The organism is Anabaena sp. PCC 7938, assembly GCF_049315035.1.
Classification (GTDB): domain Bacteria; phylum Cyanobacteriota; class Cyanobacteriia; order Cyanobacteriales; family Nostocaceae; genus Anabaena; species Anabaena cylindrica.
This window is the reverse complement of sequence record NZ_CP186034.1, coordinates 1,894,112-1,911,727: the sequence shown is the minus strand read 5'-3', so window position 1 is coordinate 1,911,727 and position 17,616 is coordinate 1,894,112. Positions and strand designations below refer to the sequence as shown.

Annotated in this window: 21 protein-coding genes and 1 pseudogene; 14 read left to right on the top strand and 8 right to left on the bottom strand. The window is 37.4% G+C overall.

Going from position 1 to position 17,616, the window contains the following annotated elements:
- The 7 genes from ACOWPH_RS08940 to ACOWPH_RS08910 are packed head-to-tail and all read left to right on the top strand — an operon-like array spanning position 1 to position 3,899.
- The gene (locus ACOWPH_RS08940) at positions 1-336 is read left to right on the top strand and encodes a cation:proton antiporter subunit C (RefSeq protein WP_015215046.1); all 336 of its coding nucleotides are present in this window, start codon (positions 1-3) and stop codon (positions 334-336) included.
- Positions 333-1,766, top strand: coding sequence for a cation:proton antiporter (locus tag ACOWPH_RS08935; RefSeq protein ID WP_015215045.1), 1,434 nt, complete (start codon positions 333-335; stop codon positions 1,764-1,766). Before ACOWPH_RS08940 ends, ACOWPH_RS08935 begins: the two co-directional genes overlap by 4 nt.
- On the top strand, positions 1,763-2,146 hold the full coding sequence (locus tag ACOWPH_RS08930; RefSeq protein ID WP_015215044.1) for a Na+/H+ antiporter subunit E: 384 nt from the start codon (positions 1,763-1,765) through the stop codon (positions 2,144-2,146). The genes ACOWPH_RS08935 and ACOWPH_RS08930 overlap by 4 nt, the downstream gene beginning before the upstream one ends.
- 2 nt (positions 2,147-2,148) lie before the next feature.
- Positions 2,149-2,406, top strand: a complete 258-nt coding sequence (locus tag ACOWPH_RS08925) for a hypothetical protein (protein ID WP_015215043.1) — start codon at positions 2,149-2,151, stop codon at positions 2,404-2,406.
- The gene (locus ACOWPH_RS08920) at positions 2,403-2,681 is read left to right on the top strand and encodes a monovalent cation/H(+) antiporter subunit G (RefSeq protein WP_015215042.1); all 279 of its coding nucleotides are present in this window, start codon (positions 2,403-2,405) and stop codon (positions 2,679-2,681) included. The genes ACOWPH_RS08925 and ACOWPH_RS08920 overlap by 4 nt, the downstream gene beginning before the upstream one ends.
- Entirely contained in the window at positions 2,674-3,240 is a 567-nt protein-coding gene (locus ACOWPH_RS08915; protein ID WP_015215041.1) for a DUF4040 domain-containing protein, read from the top strand. The genes ACOWPH_RS08920 and ACOWPH_RS08915 overlap by 8 nt, the downstream gene beginning before the upstream one ends.
- Positions 3,237-3,899 carry a Na(+)/H(+) antiporter subunit B gene (locus ACOWPH_RS08910; protein WP_015215040.1) on the top strand — a complete coding sequence of 221 codons (663 nt, stop codon included), beginning with the start codon at positions 3,237-3,239 and terminating at the stop codon, positions 3,897-3,899. Before ACOWPH_RS08915 ends, ACOWPH_RS08910 begins: the two co-directional genes overlap by 4 nt.
- Positions 3,900-4,232: 333 nt before the next feature.
- Here the strand turns inward: ACOWPH_RS08910 and dacB are convergent, their stop codons facing one another.
- A complete protein-coding gene (dacB, locus tag ACOWPH_RS08905; RefSeq protein WP_015215039.1) occupies positions 4,233-5,702 on the bottom strand; it encodes a D-alanyl-D-alanine carboxypeptidase/D-alanyl-D-alanine endopeptidase in 1,470 nt (489 codons plus the stop codon).
- A 703-nt stretch (positions 5,703-6,405) separates the two neighbouring features.
- On the bottom strand, positions 6,406-6,567 hold the full coding sequence (locus ACOWPH_RS08900) for a hypothetical protein (protein WP_015215038.1): 162 nt from the start codon (positions 6,565-6,567) through the stop codon (positions 6,406-6,408).
- A gap of 2 nt (positions 6,568-6,569) precedes the next feature.
- On the opposite strand from ACOWPH_RS08900, the pseudogene ACOWPH_RS08895 reads away from it, so the two are divergent.
- Positions 6,570-6,877 (top strand): annotated as a pseudogene (locus ACOWPH_RS08895) (RNA recognition motif domain-containing protein).
- A 129-nt stretch (positions 6,878-7,006) separates the two neighbouring features.
- Positions 7,007-7,201 (top strand): 30S ribosomal protein S21, encoded by a 195-nt coding sequence (rpsU, locus tag ACOWPH_RS08890; RefSeq protein WP_013192888.1) that lies wholly within the window; start codon positions 7,007-7,009, stop codon positions 7,199-7,201.
- Between the two features lie 195 nt (positions 7,202-7,396).
- Here the strand turns inward: rpsU and ACOWPH_RS08885 are convergent, their stop codons facing one another.
- The 3 genes from ACOWPH_RS08885 to ACOWPH_RS08875 all read right to left on the bottom strand — a co-directional run bounded on the left by ACOWPH_RS08885 (position 7,397) and on the right by ACOWPH_RS08875 (position 9,753).
- On the bottom strand, positions 7,397-8,284 hold the full coding sequence (locus ACOWPH_RS08885; RefSeq protein WP_015215036.1) for a hypothetical protein: 888 nt from the start codon (positions 8,282-8,284) through the stop codon (positions 7,397-7,399).
- 109 nt (positions 8,285-8,393) lie between these two features.
- Positions 8,394-8,903: a hypothetical protein gene (locus ACOWPH_RS08880; RefSeq protein ID WP_015215035.1), complete on the bottom strand. Its 510-nt coding sequence runs from the start codon at positions 8,901-8,903 to the stop codon at positions 8,394-8,396.
- Between the two features lie 196 nt (positions 8,904-9,099).
- The gene (locus ACOWPH_RS08875; protein ID WP_015215034.1) at positions 9,100-9,753 is read right to left on the bottom strand and encodes a class I SAM-dependent methyltransferase; all 654 of its coding nucleotides are present in this window, start codon (positions 9,751-9,753) and stop codon (positions 9,100-9,102) included.
- A gap of 146 nt (positions 9,754-9,899) precedes the next feature.
- Here ACOWPH_RS08875 and ACOWPH_RS08870 point away from each other — a divergent pair, with 146 nt between their 5' ends.
- The gene (locus ACOWPH_RS08870) at positions 9,900-11,519 is read left to right on the top strand and encodes an ArnT family glycosyltransferase (protein WP_015215033.1); all 1,620 of its coding nucleotides are present in this window, start codon (positions 9,900-9,902) and stop codon (positions 11,517-11,519) included.
- 138 nt (positions 11,520-11,657) lie between these two features.
- On the opposite strand, the gene ACOWPH_RS08865 is transcribed toward ACOWPH_RS08870, so the two are convergent.
- Positions 11,658-12,452, bottom strand: coding sequence for a hypothetical protein (locus ACOWPH_RS08865; protein WP_015215032.1), 795 nt, complete (start codon positions 12,450-12,452; stop codon positions 11,658-11,660).
- Positions 12,453-12,640: 188 nt separating this feature from the next.
- On the opposite strand from ACOWPH_RS08865, the gene ACOWPH_RS08860 reads away from it, so the two are divergent.
- From ACOWPH_RS08860 to ACOWPH_RS08850, 3 genes are read left to right on the top strand one after another with little or no spacing between them, the layout of a single operon-like run.
- Positions 12,641-12,865: a hypothetical protein gene (locus ACOWPH_RS08860; protein ID WP_015215031.1), complete on the top strand. Its 225-nt coding sequence runs from the start codon at positions 12,641-12,643 to the stop codon at positions 12,863-12,865.
- Between the two features lie 56 nt (positions 12,866-12,921).
- Positions 12,922-13,257 (top strand): cytochrome c6 PetJ, encoded by a 336-nt coding sequence (gene petJ / locus ACOWPH_RS08855; RefSeq protein ID WP_015215030.1) that lies wholly within the window; start codon positions 12,922-12,924, stop codon positions 13,255-13,257.
- Positions 13,258-13,267: 10 nt separating this feature from the next.
- The gene (locus tag ACOWPH_RS08850; protein WP_015215029.1) at positions 13,268-14,287 is read left to right on the top strand and encodes an aldo/keto reductase; all 1,020 of its coding nucleotides are present in this window, start codon (positions 13,268-13,270) and stop codon (positions 14,285-14,287) included.
- 79 nt (positions 14,288-14,366) lie between these two features.
- Here the strand turns inward: ACOWPH_RS08850 and ACOWPH_RS08845 are convergent, their stop codons facing one another.
- A complete protein-coding gene (locus tag ACOWPH_RS08845) occupies positions 14,367-16,580 on the bottom strand; it encodes a Z1 domain-containing protein (protein WP_015215028.1) in 2,214 nt (737 codons plus the stop codon).
- 10 nt (positions 16,581-16,590) lie between these two features.
- Positions 16,591-17,052, bottom strand: a complete 462-nt coding sequence (locus tag ACOWPH_RS08840) for a hypothetical protein (protein WP_015215027.1) — start codon at positions 17,050-17,052, stop codon at positions 16,591-16,593.
- A gap of 117 nt (positions 17,053-17,169) precedes the next feature.
- On the opposite strand from ACOWPH_RS08840, the gene ACOWPH_RS08835 reads away from it, so the two are divergent.
- Complete coding sequence (locus ACOWPH_RS08835; protein WP_015215026.1) at positions 17,170-17,616, top strand: VOC family protein; 447 nt, start codon at positions 17,170-17,172, stop codon at positions 17,614-17,616.

Below are 17,616 nucleotides of genomic sequence, written 5' to 3'. Positions count from 1 at the left end.
GTGTTAGAAGCGTGCGTACTGGCAACAATACTGTGCGGATTTTTCGGCATCATCCTGAAAAAAAACCTGGTAATGAAGATTGTCTCAATGGATGTAATGAGTACGGGGGTGATTGCCTTTTACGTGCTAATTGCATCACGAGAAGGTTTATTTACTCCCATCATTTCTGAGGTAAAAAAAGCTGCTTATGCTGATCCTGTTCCCCAAGCGGTTATTTTAACAGCGATTGTCATCGGTTTTTCGATTCAGGCTTTGATGCTAGTTGGTGTCATGAAGTTGGCACGGGATAATCCGACATTGGAAAGCAACGAGATTGAGAACAATAACACGCCATGAATACTATTACCATTGCTTGGGTTGCAATCCCATTTTTTTTAGGGTTCATTATTTTTCTAGTCCCCAAACTTAACCGACATCTGACGCTGTGGGGAGCGATCGCATCTGCGGCTTATGCAGTGCAACTATTTCTAAAACCATCACCTATAAATCTGAATTTACTGGATAGTTTTGGTATCACCTTAGTAGCTGATCAGTTAAGCGCCTATTTTATCTTAACTAATGCTCTGGTAACGGCTGCTGTAGTCCTCTACTGTTGGGGTAGTGATAAAACGGCTTTTTTCTATGCCCAGATGATTATTGTGCATGGGAGCTTGAATGCTGCCTTTATTTGTGCAGATTTCATTAGTTTATATGTGGCTTTAGAAGTCAGCGGTATTGCTGCTTTTTTGTTGATTGCATATCCTCGGAGCGATCGCTCAATTTGGGTAGGTTTACGCTATCTCTTTGTCAGCAACACAGCCATGTTATTTTATCTGGTTGGTGCAGTGCTGGTTTATCAAACACATCATTCCTTTAGTTTTGCAGGTTTAAAAGGTTCACCACCAGAAGCACTAGCATTAATTTTTCTAGGACTATTAATCAAAGCTGGGATTTTTGTTTCAGGATTATGGCTACCTTTAACTCATTCAGAATCAGAAACGCCAGTTTCCGCCTTGCTTTCAGGTATCGTCGTTAAAGCCAGTGTTTTACCCTTGTTGCGTTGCGCTGGCATTTCTGATGAAATTGATACCATAATCAGGATTTTGGGTGTGGCTACGGCTTTGATGGGTGTATCCTACGCCATCTTTGAAAAGGATACCAAGCGCCTGTTAGCATTTAGCACCATTTCTCAGTTAGGCTGGATACTCGCTGCACCTGAAGTAGGAGGCTTTTATGCCCTCACACATGGACTGGTAAAATCATCTTTATTTCTGACTACGGGTTCTTTACCCAGTCGCAATTTTAAGGAACTGCAAAATAAACCCATTAATACTAACATTTGGATTGTCTTAGTTATCGCTAGTTTGTCAATTTCTGGTTTTCCTTTATTGTCAGGTTTTGCAGCCAAGGTGTTAACTATAAAAAATCTAGAATCTTGGCAATTTATAGCCATGAATATTGCCGCAGTCGGAACAGCAATAGCCTTTGCTAAATTCATCTTTCTACCCCCTAAAAAAGACGATGAACAAAAAGCAAAACCCGGTTTTTGGGTAGCAGTAATATTCTTGCTCACTGGTTTAGTTGCAGCAAATGTTATCTATTTACAAGCTTATAATATTGCTGATATTACCAAAGCGATTGCAATTATCGCCGTTGGTTGGTTAGCATATCATCTGATTTTCAAACGGTTAGTAATATATCTACCCCGTGTATTTGAAGAGTTTGAGCATTTAGTTGGTGTGATGAGTCTAACTTTAATCCTGCTATTTTGGATGGCATTAGCATGATCGGACATTTAATATTAAGGCTAACCATTTGGTTTTTACTCACCTCAGATGTGAGTTTAATAAATATTATCATCGGCGTAACTATTGCCATTGTCTTACCGCGTGGTTACACATCACGGGAAAAATTAACAGAATGGATCAAAGTTATTGGTCAAATCTTGGTTGCAATTTTAGTGGCTTATAAGGAGGCATTTGAAATAATATTGCGTCCCCATAAGCAAGAAGAAATCATCATGGAAACAGTGAAGTTGAAGCGTTCTCCTCTTCTAGTTTTCATAGATATATTTCTCATTACGTTTACGCCTAAAACCATAGTTGTGAAACACCACGAAGAAGAAGGCTCTTATGAAGTCCACTATATTAAACCCAAAGGTAAATAATCATGAATTTGGAAATAGTCTTAATCGCCATGATTGCAGCTTTACTTATCCCCATTTATGAAGCTTGGAAAACGGATGATACTTGGCAGCTAATGTTAGCTTTTGGCAGTACTTCTAGTAAAGCAGCAATCATGATTTTAGTCATTTCCGTTTCCAGAGATGATTGGATGATTGGTGTGGTAGCGGTGATAATTTTGAGTGTGGGAAATGCCGGCTTTATGCTATTAGCACATATTTTAAGAAGGTTAAATGAAGCATGATCACTATCATTAGTTACACCTTGATAGGTATAGGCTTATTTTTCTGGTTTTGGGGTACTTCTCATTTAGTCAGCAACAGATCAGTATTATTCAAATTACATGGTCTTTCTGTTGCTGATACTTTGGGTTCAATGCTGATTATTATTGGACTTTTAATGAAAATACCCAGCGAATGGCCATTACTGATTTTAGGACTTATTTCCTTAGCAATTTGGAATACCATGCTCGGTTATGTCATAGCATACTGTTCAACTCAAGAGACAAAAAATGAATGATTCTTATCTGTATATAATTATTGCTTTGTTACCCTTAACTGCGGGAATGTTAGTAACTCAAGTTAACCCCTATCATGCCTTAGTTTTGCGTGGGGTATTAGGTGCAGTAGCAGCAATGGTAGATGCAGTTTTAGGGGCGGCTGATGTAGCTTTAACAGAAGCATTAATGGGAACAATGTTATCTATCACTCTGTATGCGATCGCAGTTCGTTCATCCTTGGTTTTGCGTTTGGGTGTGATGGAAAATCAATTAACACAAGAAAATCAAGATAGAAATTTTCAAGAACTTATCAACGACTTTCGCAACATTTTCAAAAAACATTATATGCGTTTAGAACTCGTACCTTATGCGAACAACAAAACTTTGCAACAGGCGTTAATAGAAAAAGAAGTTCATGCTACTTGTGCGCCATTAGTAGACACTGAACCAGAACAAGAAACCTATCAAACTGAAATTCGAGTACAGCGCATCTATAACATTATAGAAAACGAACTTTCATCATCAAACACAAGTTTAAACTATGTCAATATTTTAGATTCAGAGGAGAAGCATTCATGAAACTCGTTTACATTTTATCCGGAATAGCTTTGTTTGTAAAAATGCTAATCATGCCTGATTCAGCACCTAACTTAGCAGATATTTCTATTACGGAAACAGTAGTTCAAGAAAGTGGTGTTATCAATGCAGTATCAGGTATTATTTTCCGCAATCGTTTATATGATACTATCTTTGAAGTGATTGTATTTACGATTGCCATTCTTGGTTCTAATTTTTTACTTGCTAATGAAAATCTTTCCTGTACTATCTATCAATTCAAGGATCAACCATCTATTATTTTAGCTCGTTTGGGGGCGACAATTGCAGCTTTAGTAGGAATTGAATTAGCGATTAGAGGACATTTAAGTCCTGGGGGTGGTTTTGCTGCTGGTGTAGCTGGTGGAACAGCGATAGGATTAATAGCAATTACTTCATCATATCAATGGATGCAGGATATTTACCAACGTTATCATGCAGCTATTTGGGAGAAGGTTTCGGTGTTGGTTTTTATTGTTTTATCAGTGATAACTTTGTCGGGATTAGAGTTACCACACGGGGAGTTAGGAACTCTTTTTAGTGGTGGTATTTTGCCGATATTAAATATTATCGTTGCTGTTAAGGTGGCGTTAGGTTCTTGGGCGGTGGTTTTGATTTTTATTCGTTATCGGGGTTTGTTGTGATTGAATTAGATTTATTATAGCCTTTCTCACTTTAGTTAGATACAAAATTACCCCTCCCCAACCCTCCCCTTGGTAAGGGGAGGGTGCGCGACAGTGCGGGTGGGGTGTATTTCATGAGATGGGGAATTGCTATATGTGATTCACTACAAAGCTGCTTTGAAATTGTTAGTATATAAAACTCTTACAGCACTTCCTGGTGTTATGAAGTACACTTAATTAATCCTCTATATTTAAGCAATTAGTTTGTTAATTTCTGCTACTGTACCTCATAAAAGTGGAAAATTCTGTATTTATCTGTAGTTTATTTTTCCATTACCTGCAGTCCTGATAATATTAACATCGCTTTAACTGTGATAATAAAACTACAATTTCGTCCATTGCTTTCCTCACAACACTTGCAGGTTGTTCAGATTGATTTACCATTATACTGAAAACTAAAGGTTCATAATTAGGTGCATTTATATATCCTGATAGGGAAACGACACCCATCATTGTACCAGTTTTTGCTTGAACAATTCTCTCTGCAGATGTGTTAAGAAAGCGATTTTTTAAAGTCCCACTCATACTAGCAATGGGTAAGGAGGTACGAAATACTTCGGATTGGGGAGATTTACCCATAATTTGTAGAAGTTCTACTAAAGCTTCTGGAGTAATTAAGTTTTTGCGAGACAATCCAGAACCATCTACTAAAATGTAACTTGTTGGTGCGATTCCCAATTCAGTGAAAGTAGTTTTTAAAACTTGCAAACCTAAATCAGCAGTAGTTTGATTTTTTGCTAATGGTTGTTTATTAGCTAAAGTTCTGAGTAAAGATTCCGCATATAAATTATTACTATTTACGTTTGTTTCTACCAATAATTCAGACAAAGGTGGAGATTCAATAGCTGCGATTTCTTGTTCATTTTTACTAAGATTGTTGCTAGAAGATGTTTGTTTAACAGCAATTCCTTCTGATGCTAAACTCTGACGAAAATGTCTTAAAAAATTGTCGATGGGATTAAAAACAGCCAAAGCTGTGATATCAGGTTTTGAATTGACAGCTAACTGTCCATTAATTCGTAATATTTGCCCTTTTAAATCACGGGTAACTTCAACATAACCTGGTTCATCTTTTTGAGTAGTTACAGAATTATTTTCAACTTGCCACCAATATCCTTCTATTGGTTCAGACCAATTAATTTTTAGAGGTTGTCCAATATTTTGAGGTAATAATGTTAATACAGAAGCGTTTTCATTTAAAATCAAGCTGTTGACTGGTGCGCCATAATAAGCCTGTACATCTTCCCATTGCCAACTAGGATGAACAAGTTCACCTTGAAAATAACTATCATCAGCAATTAATTGATTTACTTCACGAATACCTTGTTGATATAGTTGTTTTGCCAACATTGTCAATTGGGTATTTTTTAAACTTGGATCTCCTCTACCCACAACACGTAAAACACCATCATGATCTTGATAAATGGAGGTACGAATGCGAAAATCTGCTCCCAATTTTTGTAATGCAGCAGCGGTGGTAAATAACTTGGTATTAGAAGCAGGAATAAAATATTTATTTGCATCTAAACTGTAAAGAGTTTTTGTAGATACCAGAGGTTTGACTAAAATTCCCCAACGCATTCGACTAAATTGAGAACGATTGACAACAGCATCTATATATGATTGTAATTGATAGGGACAGGTGTATTTTTTATTAGTTATTGATACAGTTGGAGTTTGTGATTGAGCTATTTGCTGGTTAACACCAATTTGGATACCAAGAAATAGCAGCGTCAAGCTAATAGAAATTTTTTTGTAAATCATTTTTGTAGATAATTTTAAGTTCGGATAACTACGTATATAGCCTTTCCCACTCTAGTTAGATACAAAATTACCCCTCCCCAACCCTCCCCTTGGTAAGGCTACGGTGTACACACAAGTCCTAAAAACCTAGCTTGATAAGACTTTCCTCGTTCCCAGTCTCCGACTGGGAATGCATTCTTTGAGTCTCTGACTCAATGCCAGATTGGAGGCAGAGCCTCAATGAGCAGCATTCCCATGCAGAGCATGGGAACGAGATAAAATTCTTCAAAGTCCCCCTTAAAAAGGGGGATTTAGGGGGATCGGATCACGTTTAGCATCCTGTCTAGAGATGTGTACACCGTAGCCTTGGTAAGGGGAGGGTGCGCGACAGCGCGGGTGGGGTGTATTTCATGAGCTTGGGAATTGCTATACTAAATCTAGCAGTCTGTCAAGTCAAAAATGACGGATTCAGTTATCAGGTGCGCCAGATGTCAATCAATTTTGGATTGACTGCACACTAAAAAGTATGTAGCTTGAAGATTTTGGATTATAATCTGCCCTGAAGGGACGGGGCTTGTACTGAAAATTCCCAATCCAAAATCTAAAATTTTTCGGTCAAGCGCATTATTTGGATTTAACTGCTACCTGTTTGCACATAGATTATGTCAAATAGCGGCATCAGTATATCTCTCTGTAATGCATCTGTAAAAAGTCTATAGGTTGTTTAGAAAATGTTACTTGTCATGAGTTCATATTTAAAGGCTGTGCTATACTCGCGGATACAAGGATTATTTTCGGTTGAGTTAGTCGTTTTGATTTCTTTTAAATGAGTCTCTCCGACATCTAACTCTCTACGATCGCTGGTTTGGTTTGGGAGACTACCCATTTATGTCGATTGAGGTTGGCAATTCGTCCTATCATGTTATGGAAGAGGGACTGAAAGCCGCTGTTTCTGATCAAGGAAAAATTAGCCGTGTGCAGTTTGTTTACCCACTGATACAGAAACAGGTCAACCGCGTGGCTTTGGTTTCGTGGAAATGGAATCTGAAGGCCAAGGAACAACAGCCACATAATCGCTTGATGGTTCTGATTGGATGGGGCGAGATTTCAAAGTGAACAAAGCTAAAACCAGTGAAGAAAAAATTTCTCCTCGTGGTTGCAGTTGGGGTAATAACAATCGTGACAATCGCTGTTAATAATCCTGGTTTCTGAAAAATTTTCAAATCTAGAGTCTTTAGCAGATAACCCCAAAAGTTCGACCCTGCTGAGACATTTTTTTGATTCTAGTATAGTATATATTCACCCACAATTCAGGAGTAATGAAAATGACGCAAGTGGTTTTAGGAGAAAATGAAGGTATTGAATCGGCTTTGCGGAGATTTAAGCGAGAAGTTTCCAAAGCTGGAATTTTCCAAGATATGCGTAAAAATCGCCATTTTGAAACACCTTTAGAAAAAGAGAAGCGCAAAGCAATAGCTAGACATAAGCAACGTCGTCAACAACGTTCTCGCTTCAAGTAATAAATCAGGGTAATGTTCACTGCGACTGGAAATCCGGTCAGAGTCTCTTCATTATTCCGCATGACTTCTGTTGTGTGTGGCAATGTATTTTAACAGCCGCAACTAACTAGCAGAAATTAATAAAAAAAACCTGTTTGTAGTAGCGCTGTATAAGCATTCGGCGCTACTACAAGTTGTATTAAGCCTAGAAAGTGTCTAAATTTCCGCCACGGCTCTTTCGATCAAACGTCGGGCTAAAGTCTGTGTTCCGGTGTGTTCATAGTAATTTGTAGCCACATCCAGGAACGCTGCCATATAGTCTAATTTGTCATCAGCAAGTTCCATAAAACCTTGTAAATTACCAACAACCTTTTGTGGCGTTAAATTATTGGCTGTCACAATACCATTCATCCAACCTTTAACTGAATCAAAGCTTTCACCAATAAAGTTGAGTTTACCAGCATCATTGCTGCCCGGAATTGAATCTTTGATATTTTGGAAAGTCGAGTTTTGTGCTAACTCCTGTGGGTTTGTCTGACTAGTTAGAGATAAAGCTTTGTTGATGAAGTCAGGCCCCAGGGGTATTAAACCATCAACACAAATTAAGGCTACCATGCGAATGAGTGACTCACCGCTATACTCACCTAAAGCGCCGACGAAATCGCCAATGCTGTCTCCGGGAATACCGTTAATTTGGCAAAAGGCTACTAATTCAGTGACTACTTTTAAAGTTAAGTCAATGGTTTGGGCTTTGTCTGGTTTGGGGGTGATGGAGTTTAAAAAGCCCAACATGGGGATTGTTTCACCGACTTTGTTAGCCAAAGCTGCTGCACCAAGAGCCTTGTCAGTACCGTCAACGGTTTGATAAAGCCACATGGCTCTTTGATATCCTTGGGATTTATCGTTATATAGATAAATTGCTCGTTCACCAATTTGCTGAATTAGCTCTTCATCATCTTCACCAGTGACTCTTTTAATCGTATTGACAAAGCCAATGGTATTTTGCCACTCACCGGGAGCGACAAAATCTAAAGCGTTTAACATGGAAACCGTCAAGTTGCTGCTTGGTAGCTGATCAACTAATTCAAAGATAGATTTACTCACAAAAAAATCTCCTGATTTTAGGTTTAGCGTAATTTAGACATTTAAATTAGTGCTGAGTGCAATTATGACTATAATTACTCAGCACTTAGGAATATTGTGATAATTCAACTCATTTTAATTCAGCCAAGTCGTCGAGATTAAATTTTTCTATCCATTCAGAGCGATCGCTTGCAGTAAATAATGGATCTTTAGAAATCACCTTCACCTGGTACTTACCAACCAAAACAGAAGTTTGGGTTTTGCCCTGTTCCACAGCGGGATAGCCGTCAATTTTCTTAGTGCTATTAGCATATTTTGACGCTGTTGCTGGTGTGCTGCTAGTGTCAGAAATCGCTAATTGAGCAACAACTTTACCGTCTTTTTTCAAGTTCGCTTCCGAAAAGCCTTTTTTCTCTTGGGTATAAACTCGGTCATAGCCATCTTCCCCTGTTGGGAAAAATTTATTTAATTTACTACCTTGAGTTGCATCCTTGACAACAGCCTGTCCGCTTTTTTGCCTAGTACTTTCTTGTTGTACTTGATCAAAGCGATTAGGTGCTGCTGTAGAACAAGCTGTAGTTAGTAGTAACACAGACAGCAATAAACTGACTAAAATCCTGCGTCCACGGAATAAACTCACCTTTGTTCTCCTTAAAAATGCTTGAGAGTTGAAGCAATTATCTGCTCTGTGATAGTCTTTCCAGCAGAAAATTTACTTTTTGATCATTATTCGTATTGAAGATTACTAATTTTCTGGCAACTTTGTAGAGGCGAAGCATTCGGGCTATAACCTGTCGTCCAAGCCGTTGATTTTCTGTCCGAATGCTTCGCCCAGTCTATTCTGCTTCACGGCGAGAAGCTATCACCGCATAGAATGGATCTCCTCCAGCTACACCCAACCACTGTAAAAAATTTGGTGCTGTTGATTGATTAACAATCACTTCAGGAGTAGTAAATCCCGGTACAGAAAAAAAGTAACGCTTCACTAATTCAACTCTAGACGCTTCAGAAGCATCTCGCCAGGCTTGAATAGCCTTTTGAGCAAACATCCGGTTAGAAAAGCTGATAATTGCCACACCACCAGGTTTGAGGATGCGGTGAATTTCTGAAAATATCGCCTCTGGATATTGTACATACTGCACAGAAACACAGTTAATAACAGCATCAAAATCTTGATCTGGAAACGGTAACTCAGGCTTTTGATTGAGGTTCTGCACCAGATAATGGTTCAAGCGAGGATTACGCGCCAGTTCCTCAGCATTGAGTCCATGTCCTTCAACATGATCAAACTCTATTTCTTCTGGTAGATGAGACACCCAGCTGCTCATCATATCAAATATCCGTGTATTGGGCTTAAGTCGCTGACGATATAAATCTGTCAACTGTTGAATAAAGCCTTCATCCACATGAGTAACAAAACGCGGATAGTCATAAAATAACTTGTCATCACTATCATCTAACTTAAGGCGTTGATTTGGTCGCAATATCATACAAATTTGTTTGGAAAAATTTTTTTGCCTGATTTGGATCAATTTAGTTAGTATTTTGATTTTAAATTGTGTATACTAACCGAAATAATTTTAGAATAAAACCGTCACCCTATTTAAAAAATTAGCTTTTTATCAGCATTAATTAAATGTTTTATAAATTACCTTTATTTACCTTTATTTGGAATCAAATTCGTTTATTATTAAAATCTCATTTTACTAACTTATTAATTTGGCTATTACCTTTATTACTATTTAGCTCTGGTGAAAATAGCCTCATGGCACACGATGAAGCGCTCTATGCTAGGCGAGCGCGGCTAATGTTTGAATCTGATGATTGGATAGCTCCTTGGGGTAATGCCCATCATAAAACACCTGGTTTTTATTGGTTAATTGCTATTTTTTATAAATTATTTGGTGTCAGTGATATTAGTGCGCGAATACCTAGCATGATTGCTGGAATATTGAGTATATTCTTAATATATGAAATAACTAAAATAGTCCTTCATCAAAAATTAGCATACCTAACATCAGCTATTTTAAGTGTAACATTTCTCTGGCTGCAATATTGTCGCCTAGCCACACCTGATATACCCATGATTTTATTAGTACTAATAGCTATTTATTCTTTACTACAAGCTGAATTATATCCCAAATTTCGACCCGTTTACGGTTTTATTGTCGGTGCAAGTCTTGCTTTATGCTTCTTGATGAGAAGCTTTATGATTGTATTACCAATAATAGCATTATTACCTTATTTAATTTGGGAAAATCCCCGCCATCGTCATCTTACCAACCCAATGTTGTTTGTAGGGGCTTTAGTCGGATTAATTCCTACTATAGTTTGGTTGTGGTTTAACTGGCTACGTTATAGTGGTGATAGTTGGGGACAGCTATTAGGGTTTGTAGTACAACTGGGTAGCCGCGAACAAAATGGCAACAACATACTTTTCTATTTCTGGAATTTGCCTTTAAAATCTTTTCCTTGGTCTGGTTTCGCTATTTTAGGGTTAATTTTGGTAATTCGTAACCCAATTCCCCACTACCAATTGCTATTAATAGGTTTTCCCTTAATTCTATTTACAGAAATTAGTCTATTTTCCACTCGTTTGTCTCACTATAGTCTTTGTCTTTATCCCTTTATCGCCATATTTGCTGCTGTGGGTTTAGACTGGTTAACAGAGATTTACCAACCCAGAAAATCGACCAAAATAAAAGCACTTCTTCGTCGTCATATTAGTTATGCCATTGGCATTTTAGGAGTGATCTGTGCTTTAGCTGGTGTAGCGGTTTTAGTTGCAGGTATTGTTGATATTCAAAAGTACGCAATTCTCGCTTTAATTTCGGGTTTAGGTTGTTTAATCATACCTTTAATCTGGATTGGAAATTACAATTTTCATTACAAATATCTTACTGCTAGTCACTGGGTAAATAGTTGGTTAATTGCAAGTTGGCTATCTATAGCTACCGCTGGTAGTTTAGGCTTGCTAGGAGATTTTAACCCTGCATTTAGAATTTTCTTTCAGCAAAAACCTATCGCTGCAATTCTGCAAAATCATCCTGTCTCTTTTGTTAAATCAGATGATAAAAATTCTGTGTTAATTAATTTCTATACTCCTATTCATGGTCAGCAAGTAGACTCAATTTCTCAATTGTCAGCTTTGAGTTATGCTTGGATTTATACACCTGAAGCTGTTGATATATCTAAAAAATATCGTGTTATTGGTACTGTTAAAAATTATCAGTTAATTCAAGTTTTATCTTTTTAAGCAACCGCAGAGGCACAGAGAACACAGAGACAGGAAAAAATAGGAATTAGATAATTTTGTGCTTAGAAAGAAGTAGTTTGTAGTTCTAAGCTGGTGATAATAAAAAAGAACTACAAACTAACTAGAAAAATGCAAAATTTACTTAACATTAGTCTCTTCTTTACTGGCTTCTTTGTCTTTAAATAAGTCAGCAGTTGTTAATAGCAAATCTCTTAAAGTTTGCTTTAATTGACGTTCTTTTTTTGCTATTGATGCACCTGCTTCACCCAACTTATTATCTAACTGAGAATGCTTTTCTCCTACCTGTGTAATCACAGACTCAGCTTGGGGACGTGCTTGATCATACCAGGTTTTTGCTTCGTCTAAATAGTCTTTGACTTCCCCAGAACGTCCGCCATAACGTGCTGCTAAATTGGCGCGAATAATTGCTAATTGTGCTTGGAGTTGTGCGTAACGTTTCTTTAACAGTCCGACTTCTTCACTATCTTGGATAGCATGAATAGCTGATGCGATCGCACTTTTAGTATTAGCAGATGTTTCTTGACCAGTTTCTACTATCTCTGCTAACATTCCATCCACTTCATGCTGGAGTTGTTCTTCTTCATTATCTAATCTAGCCTGTAGCGTCTTCAGTTCAGTTTGGGTTTGTGCGATCGCTTCATGTCTTTTGCTATTCACACCTTCTAATGCACCTTCAATAGAAGCTGTCACCTCTTCCTTGATTTCACTACCTTTATCTTGTAAATTTTCAATTACTGCTGAAACCGCATCTTTAACTAAAGTGCGTAACTCGCTAGAACCTTCTTTCAATTCAGCAGCTACCTGAGAAACTGCGGATTTGACAATTTCTCGAATGTTTTCTGTTCTTAACTGTCCAGTAGCTTTAGCTTCCTGTAAATCTGCTTGGATTTTTTCTTTGATGTTGTTAGTCATGTTTACCCTTGGAAATTTAGCTAATTTGCATAGCAATCGGACATGATGCTACATCTCCATTATGGTGTGGTATTTTTTATCCATACACCTCCTTTAGATAGAAAAACACAGAATCAAATAGATGATTTTTACTGCGTTACCTCTTTGTGAGATGATTAATAGGTACTGGTAATAACCGCAAATTAATTATGTGGAAAGTAAATATCACCTGTGATGAAGAAGCTTGGAAGCTTTATGGCGTTGAGTTTAAAGCACTAGCAGGTAAATATAATGGCGACTTGATTGGTTCTAAAAAAATGCCAAATGGTATACGTATCATGGGTTATAAAATCGAGGATGTCAGCGAAGCTGAAGCTTTTCAAGAGGAATGTGCAAAATTTGCAGGATTTACATCTGATTTTGAATCTCTGTGAATTTTTTTTCGCTACTTATTGCTGTCAAAATTCAGAACAAAATTAGGAGAGGTGGGGTGATAAGACTACTAACATTAATATTAGTTACTATGTCATTGTGGACAAGTATTTTAATTTTACCTGCTAGTGCAGTAGATACCACAAATGGCACGGGAATATTTAGCGTGCATTGTGCAGGTTGTCATATTAATGGTGGTAACATTATTAGAAGGGGAAAAAACCTCAAAAAGAATGCACTTAAGAAATATGGTATGGATTCCCTAGAGGCGATTACAAACATCGTCACTAATGGGAAAAATAATATGTCAGCTTATCAAGACCGTTTGACAACCGAAGAAATTCAAACCGTTGCAGCTTATGTTTTGGAACAAGCAGAAAAAGATTGGAAATAATACAAAAAATATGGCTTTACCGCAAGAAAGCTATCTTCAATTTACCCCTGACTTAAAGATTTGCCGGATTTTAAATGGAATGTGGCAAGTTTCTGGTGGACATGGACGCATTAACCATAAAACTGCTGTTGAGTCGATGTTCCAATATGTCGATGCTGGTTTTACAACTTGGGACTTAGCAGACCACTATGGCCCAGCAGAAGATTTAATTGGTGAATTTTGTCGTCAATTAATTGCGACTCGTGGTGAAGAAGCTGTAAATAATATTCAAGCTTTCACAAAATGGGTTCCTCGTCCTGGAAAAATGACGAAAGAGATTGTCGAGAAAAATATTGATATATCTCTGGGTCGAATGGATGTGGAATCCTTAGATTTAATGCAGTTCCATTGGTGGGAATATCGAGATTCTGGCTATTTAGATGCTCTCAAATATATGGCAGAATTGCAAACTGAGGGCAAAATTAAGAATTTAGCTTTAACTAATTTTGATACGGAACATTTGCAAATTATTACCGAAGTCGGAATCAAAATTGTTTCTAATCAAGTGCAATTTTCATTAGTTGACAGAAGACCACAGGTAAATATGGTTAAATTCTGCCAAGAGAATGACATTAAAATATTTACTTATGGTAGTGTTTGCGGTGGTTTGTTATCAGAAAAATACTTGGGTAAACCAGAACCAAAAGGGTTTGATCTCAACACCACTAGCTTGAAAAAATACAAAACCATGATTGATAACTGGGGTGGTTGGGTATTATTTCAAGAATTACTTTCTACCATGAAACAAATAGCTGACAAGCATCAGGTGAGTATTGCTAATGTGGCTGTGAATTACATTTTAAATCAGCCAGCAGTGGGGGGTGTAATTGTCGGTGCTAGGCTTGGTATTGCGGAACATTTAGAAGATAATGCTAAGGTGTTTGGTTTTAGTTTAGATGCTGAGGATATAGGGAAAATAGATGCAGTTTCTCAACAATCAAAAGATTTATATAAATTAATTGGTGATTGTGGGGATGAGTATCGGCGTTAAATGTAGGGTGGGTTAGCGACAGTGTAACCCACCATTCTGACCAATTGCTGTTTTTAGCTTTTCAATTACTTGCTCAATATTACTCTAATTGGGTATCGTCTATTTTTTCAGATTTGTCAGAGTAATTGAACATAAAGACAAACTTGCTTTTAGGCAAAATTAATGTTGGCAGGTAGAACGGTAGACCTTCCCAATAATCTTCCTTTCTACCTTCTTCCAAAATGACAATAAGTGTTGGAACATCTGGATAGTCTTTTTTTGCCTTATTTACCCAATCAGGACTAGTAAAACCAGAAGTTCCTCGCCATGTACCTAACCCATCTTTTGCTGGTCTATTAACTAATCTAAGTCCCTTGCCTTTTGTTTCTTTTCCTCGACGAACATTTAACCGTCCCCGCTGAATACCTGCCATATTCTTCATTGCTTTAAGTACTTCTTGAACTCGTTTATCTTCCCAGGGATAATTACCAGCAGGACGACTGGGCATATGTGAAAGGATTTGTATTAGAAGGTCAATATCTACTTCATGCAGCGTATCATCATCAGTATAAGGCTCTAAAAACTTGTTTAAAACTTCTGTATGCTCCTTAATTTCCGAAGCTTTCCAGAGTGGGTCAGGGGGAAAAATAGCTTTCCCAGGAGTAAAAGCGTTAATTGCTGCTGGATTCAGAACATTAGAACGAGTTGCTTCTAGTTTAGATCCTACCCAAACAGGTTGAATGTTAATATTGTTAGGGTCGTCACCTATGGCTTGACGCATACCCTCATCGGCTTCATGAATTGCTCGAAAATCTTCTAAAATATGTTGAGGAATGAAAAGACGGGTAACATCTAATAATTCTTGGCGATAACCAAACATTCGTGCGTGCTGATGTACTGTATCCATCGTTTTTTGCTTCGCATCACGAAGATAGTAAGTCACCATCAATCCCTCAATAGTTACACCACGTCCAAGCCTATTACCCCCTACAAGAATGTTCATTCCTGGGCTATACTTTAGTTCTTTGTCTGGGTTATTAGCATTAATAATTTTTGGTCTTACACTTTGTAATTCAGGTTTTAAATCTTCAATAAGTTGATTGAGAGATGGTAGATTGAGTGCTGTTTTACTTAATTCTTTATAGGCTTGCTCAAGATATTTGAATGCCTCTTTCTGTTTCGTGATAGAAGATTCTCCGCAAATAGCTTGATCAACATCTAAAATAAAACTACTAATAATCTCTTCTAAATTTTTGTGATTGTCTTTCTTGTAACATATATGAGCTAGAAAAGAATATTTATCATTTTCACTTCCTGATTGCATCTTGTAAATTGATCCTAAAAAGAAGCAGCACAAAGCTAACTTAAGTCCACTAGGAATATCCCAGTTATTACTAGGATTCTCTCCTTCTTGTTTTTTTAAGCGATCTAATTCTTCAGCTTGAACCGTGCAGGAATATTGGCTATTTTCTTCAAAGAATAAGTCCCCTCCTATATAGCTATTACCTGGTTGAGGGAGAGCAGCACAGAAAACTGGTTTGCAGGGATGATCAAGATTTTGCAGCAGAAGGCTTTGAGGAGTTGCAGTAATTTGTATATATATATGATTAGCTACCTCTCTCCGAATGTCACCAATTTTGACAAAAATTGAGCTATCTGGAACTGTAGCTTTACCTTTCTTACTCTGTTTTACTTCGTTTGTATTCAAACTAGCATTGTCAGCTTCATCATCAAATATGAGAGTGGGTACACTACTGGCTTTAGCAAACTTGAGAACCTGAAGAAGGTTATCTAAGTGACGCACATTCTTTGTAGATACTAGGACAACCCCTCTTGTTTTGATATAGGGAAGCAATTTACTTTCAGCAAAGTCTTTTGGTCTGTCATTTCTCCATTCTTCCCAATTAAAAACAACAGGTCCACCTTTAAGTTGATTGACAAAACGATCAGCAGTTTGTTTGCCAAGCCAAGTATTATCTGAAGTCAACACAATAAAACAACGGAAATGATTAGCATGAGCAAGTGCTAATGTAGCAATGGTAGTATTAGTTTTACCGCTTTGAACTTTGCCGTAGATTAGTCCAGTAGTACCATCAGCTATTTGTCCTCTATGAGACTTGGTAACAATATTTATACCTGTAGCACCAACATCACCAAAACCGAAAGTGTTGGAGTAGACATCAACACAATTCTGGACTACTTCAACAGCAGTTTGTTTTAATTGTTCTCCTGCTATATCGCCAATTTTATTTTTAACTCTCTCAATAAACTTATCTATACAATATCCATCGGTTGTAATATCTGTCTTACTCATTGCTGTTATCCTATTTGGAAAAAAGTACACGAGGCCAGTCATTTTGAGGTACTGTTTGATCCATCTTCTGTCTACCGGGTCCACTGACATGATAACTACCATGTGGCTTGCGAGACACAGATATATGCTGACCAGCAAGACCCATATCTGTGTCTAATACACTCCAAAGACGTATTTGGGGTATGCAGCAGATACCATCTTTATGACAGATGAGGGCGAAAAAAAGTGAAATCTCATCATATTTATTAGGTAGAATATTTAATGCTGATTCTTCTTGGCTGCTTAGGGTGAAAGACCATGCAGATTTCGGTTTCTTAGAAACTTTAAAAAGAATTGCTGACTTACTGCTTTCAGTATCAACCAAATAAATTGATGGATGTATCCAGGATGCGTGAGTGATTGTTATCTTTTCTCCATGATCAATAAGCCGTAAAAATGCAGCACCATGAAGGAATTCCTGATCATTGATCATTATCAAATCTAGTCATAGTAAAAAATTTCCCCCTCTAGTGTCATATTAACGCAAAAATACTGAGATTTAGACATTTGCTGGCGTTACAGTATATTAAAAAATACTCAATAATCAAAAATGATTGCTAACAATACTATTCCCACAGGATATTTACGCAAAGTTCATCATATCGCTTTAAATGTCCGTGATATGCAAGCTTCCCGCCATTTTTATGGTCATATTTTGGGTTTACACGAACTCACAGGAGAAGAAGTACCCGCAACTTTAATAGAACTTGTCGCATCTGGAAAAGTGGCTAATTTTATCACTCCTGACGGGACGATTATTGATTTATTTGGAGAACCAGAATTATCACCACCAGATTCTGACCCAGAAAAGGCTTTTACTAGAGCATATCATTTGGCGTTTGATATAAATCCAGAATTATTTGATCAAGCTGTGGCCGTTATCAGGGAAAATAATTTAGTTATTGCACATGGCCCAGTTATTCGTCCTACCGGTAGAGGTGTGTACTTTTATGACCCTGATGGGTTTATGATTGAAATTCGTTGTGATCCTCTTTAA

What these genes read in the sequence shown, in the direction of transcription:
- ACOWPH_RS08935 (WP_015215045.1), top strand. Translation starts at nt 333, where the DNA reads ATGAATACTATTACCATTGCTTGGGTTGCAATCCCATTTTTTTTAGGG.
- ACOWPH_RS08930 (WP_015215044.1), top strand. Translation starts at nt 1,763, where the DNA reads ATGATCGGACATTTAATATTAAGGCTAACCATTTGGTTTTTACTCACC.
- ACOWPH_RS08925 (WP_015215043.1), top strand. Translation starts at nt 2,149, where the DNA reads ATGAATTTGGAAATAGTCTTAATCGCCATGATTGCAGCTTTACTTATC.
- ACOWPH_RS08920 (WP_015215042.1), top strand. Translation starts at nt 2,403, where the DNA reads ATGATCACTATCATTAGTTACACCTTGATAGGTATAGGCTTATTTTTC.
- ACOWPH_RS08915 (WP_015215041.1), top strand. Translation starts at nt 2,674, where the DNA reads ATGAATGATTCTTATCTGTATATAATTATTGCTTTGTTACCCTTAACT.
- ACOWPH_RS08910 (WP_015215040.1), top strand. Translation starts at nt 3,237, where the DNA reads ATGAAACTCGTTTACATTTTATCCGGAATAGCTTTGTTTGTAAAAATG.
- dacB (WP_015215039.1), bottom strand. Translation starts at nt 5,702, where the DNA reads ATGATTTACAAAAAAATTTCTATTAGCTTGACGCTGCTATTTCTTGGT.
- ACOWPH_RS08900 (WP_015215038.1), bottom strand. Translation starts at nt 6,567, where the DNA reads ATGGGTAGTCTCCCAAACCAAACCAGCGATCGTAGAGAGTTAGATGTC.
- rpsU (WP_013192888.1), top strand. Translation starts at nt 7,007, where the DNA reads ATGACGCAAGTGGTTTTAGGAGAAAATGAAGGTATTGAATCGGCTTTG.
- ACOWPH_RS08875 (WP_015215034.1), bottom strand. Translation starts at nt 9,753, where the DNA reads ATGATATTGCGACCAAATCAACGCCTTAAGTTAGATGATAGTGATGAC.
- ACOWPH_RS08870 (WP_015215033.1), top strand. Translation starts at nt 9,900, where the DNA reads ATGTTTTATAAATTACCTTTATTTACCTTTATTTGGAATCAAATTCGT.
- ACOWPH_RS08865 (WP_015215032.1), bottom strand. Translation starts at nt 12,452, where the DNA reads ATGACTAACAACATCAAAGAAAAAATCCAAGCAGATTTACAGGAAGCT.
- ACOWPH_RS08860 (WP_015215031.1), top strand. Translation starts at nt 12,641, where the DNA reads ATGTGGAAAGTAAATATCACCTGTGATGAAGAAGCTTGGAAGCTTTAT.
- ACOWPH_RS08850 (WP_015215029.1), top strand. Translation starts at nt 13,268, where the DNA reads ATGGCTTTACCGCAAGAAAGCTATCTTCAATTTACCCCTGACTTAAAG.
- ACOWPH_RS08845 (WP_015215028.1), bottom strand. Translation starts at nt 16,580, where the DNA reads ATGAGTAAGACAGATATTACAACCGATGGATATTGTATAGATAAGTTT.
- ACOWPH_RS08840 (WP_015215027.1), bottom strand. Translation starts at nt 17,052, where the DNA reads ATGATCAATGATCAGGAATTCCTTCATGGTGCTGCATTTTTACGGCTT.
- ACOWPH_RS08835 (WP_015215026.1), top strand. Translation starts at nt 17,170, where the DNA reads ATGATTGCTAACAATACTATTCCCACAGGATATTTACGCAAAGTTCAT.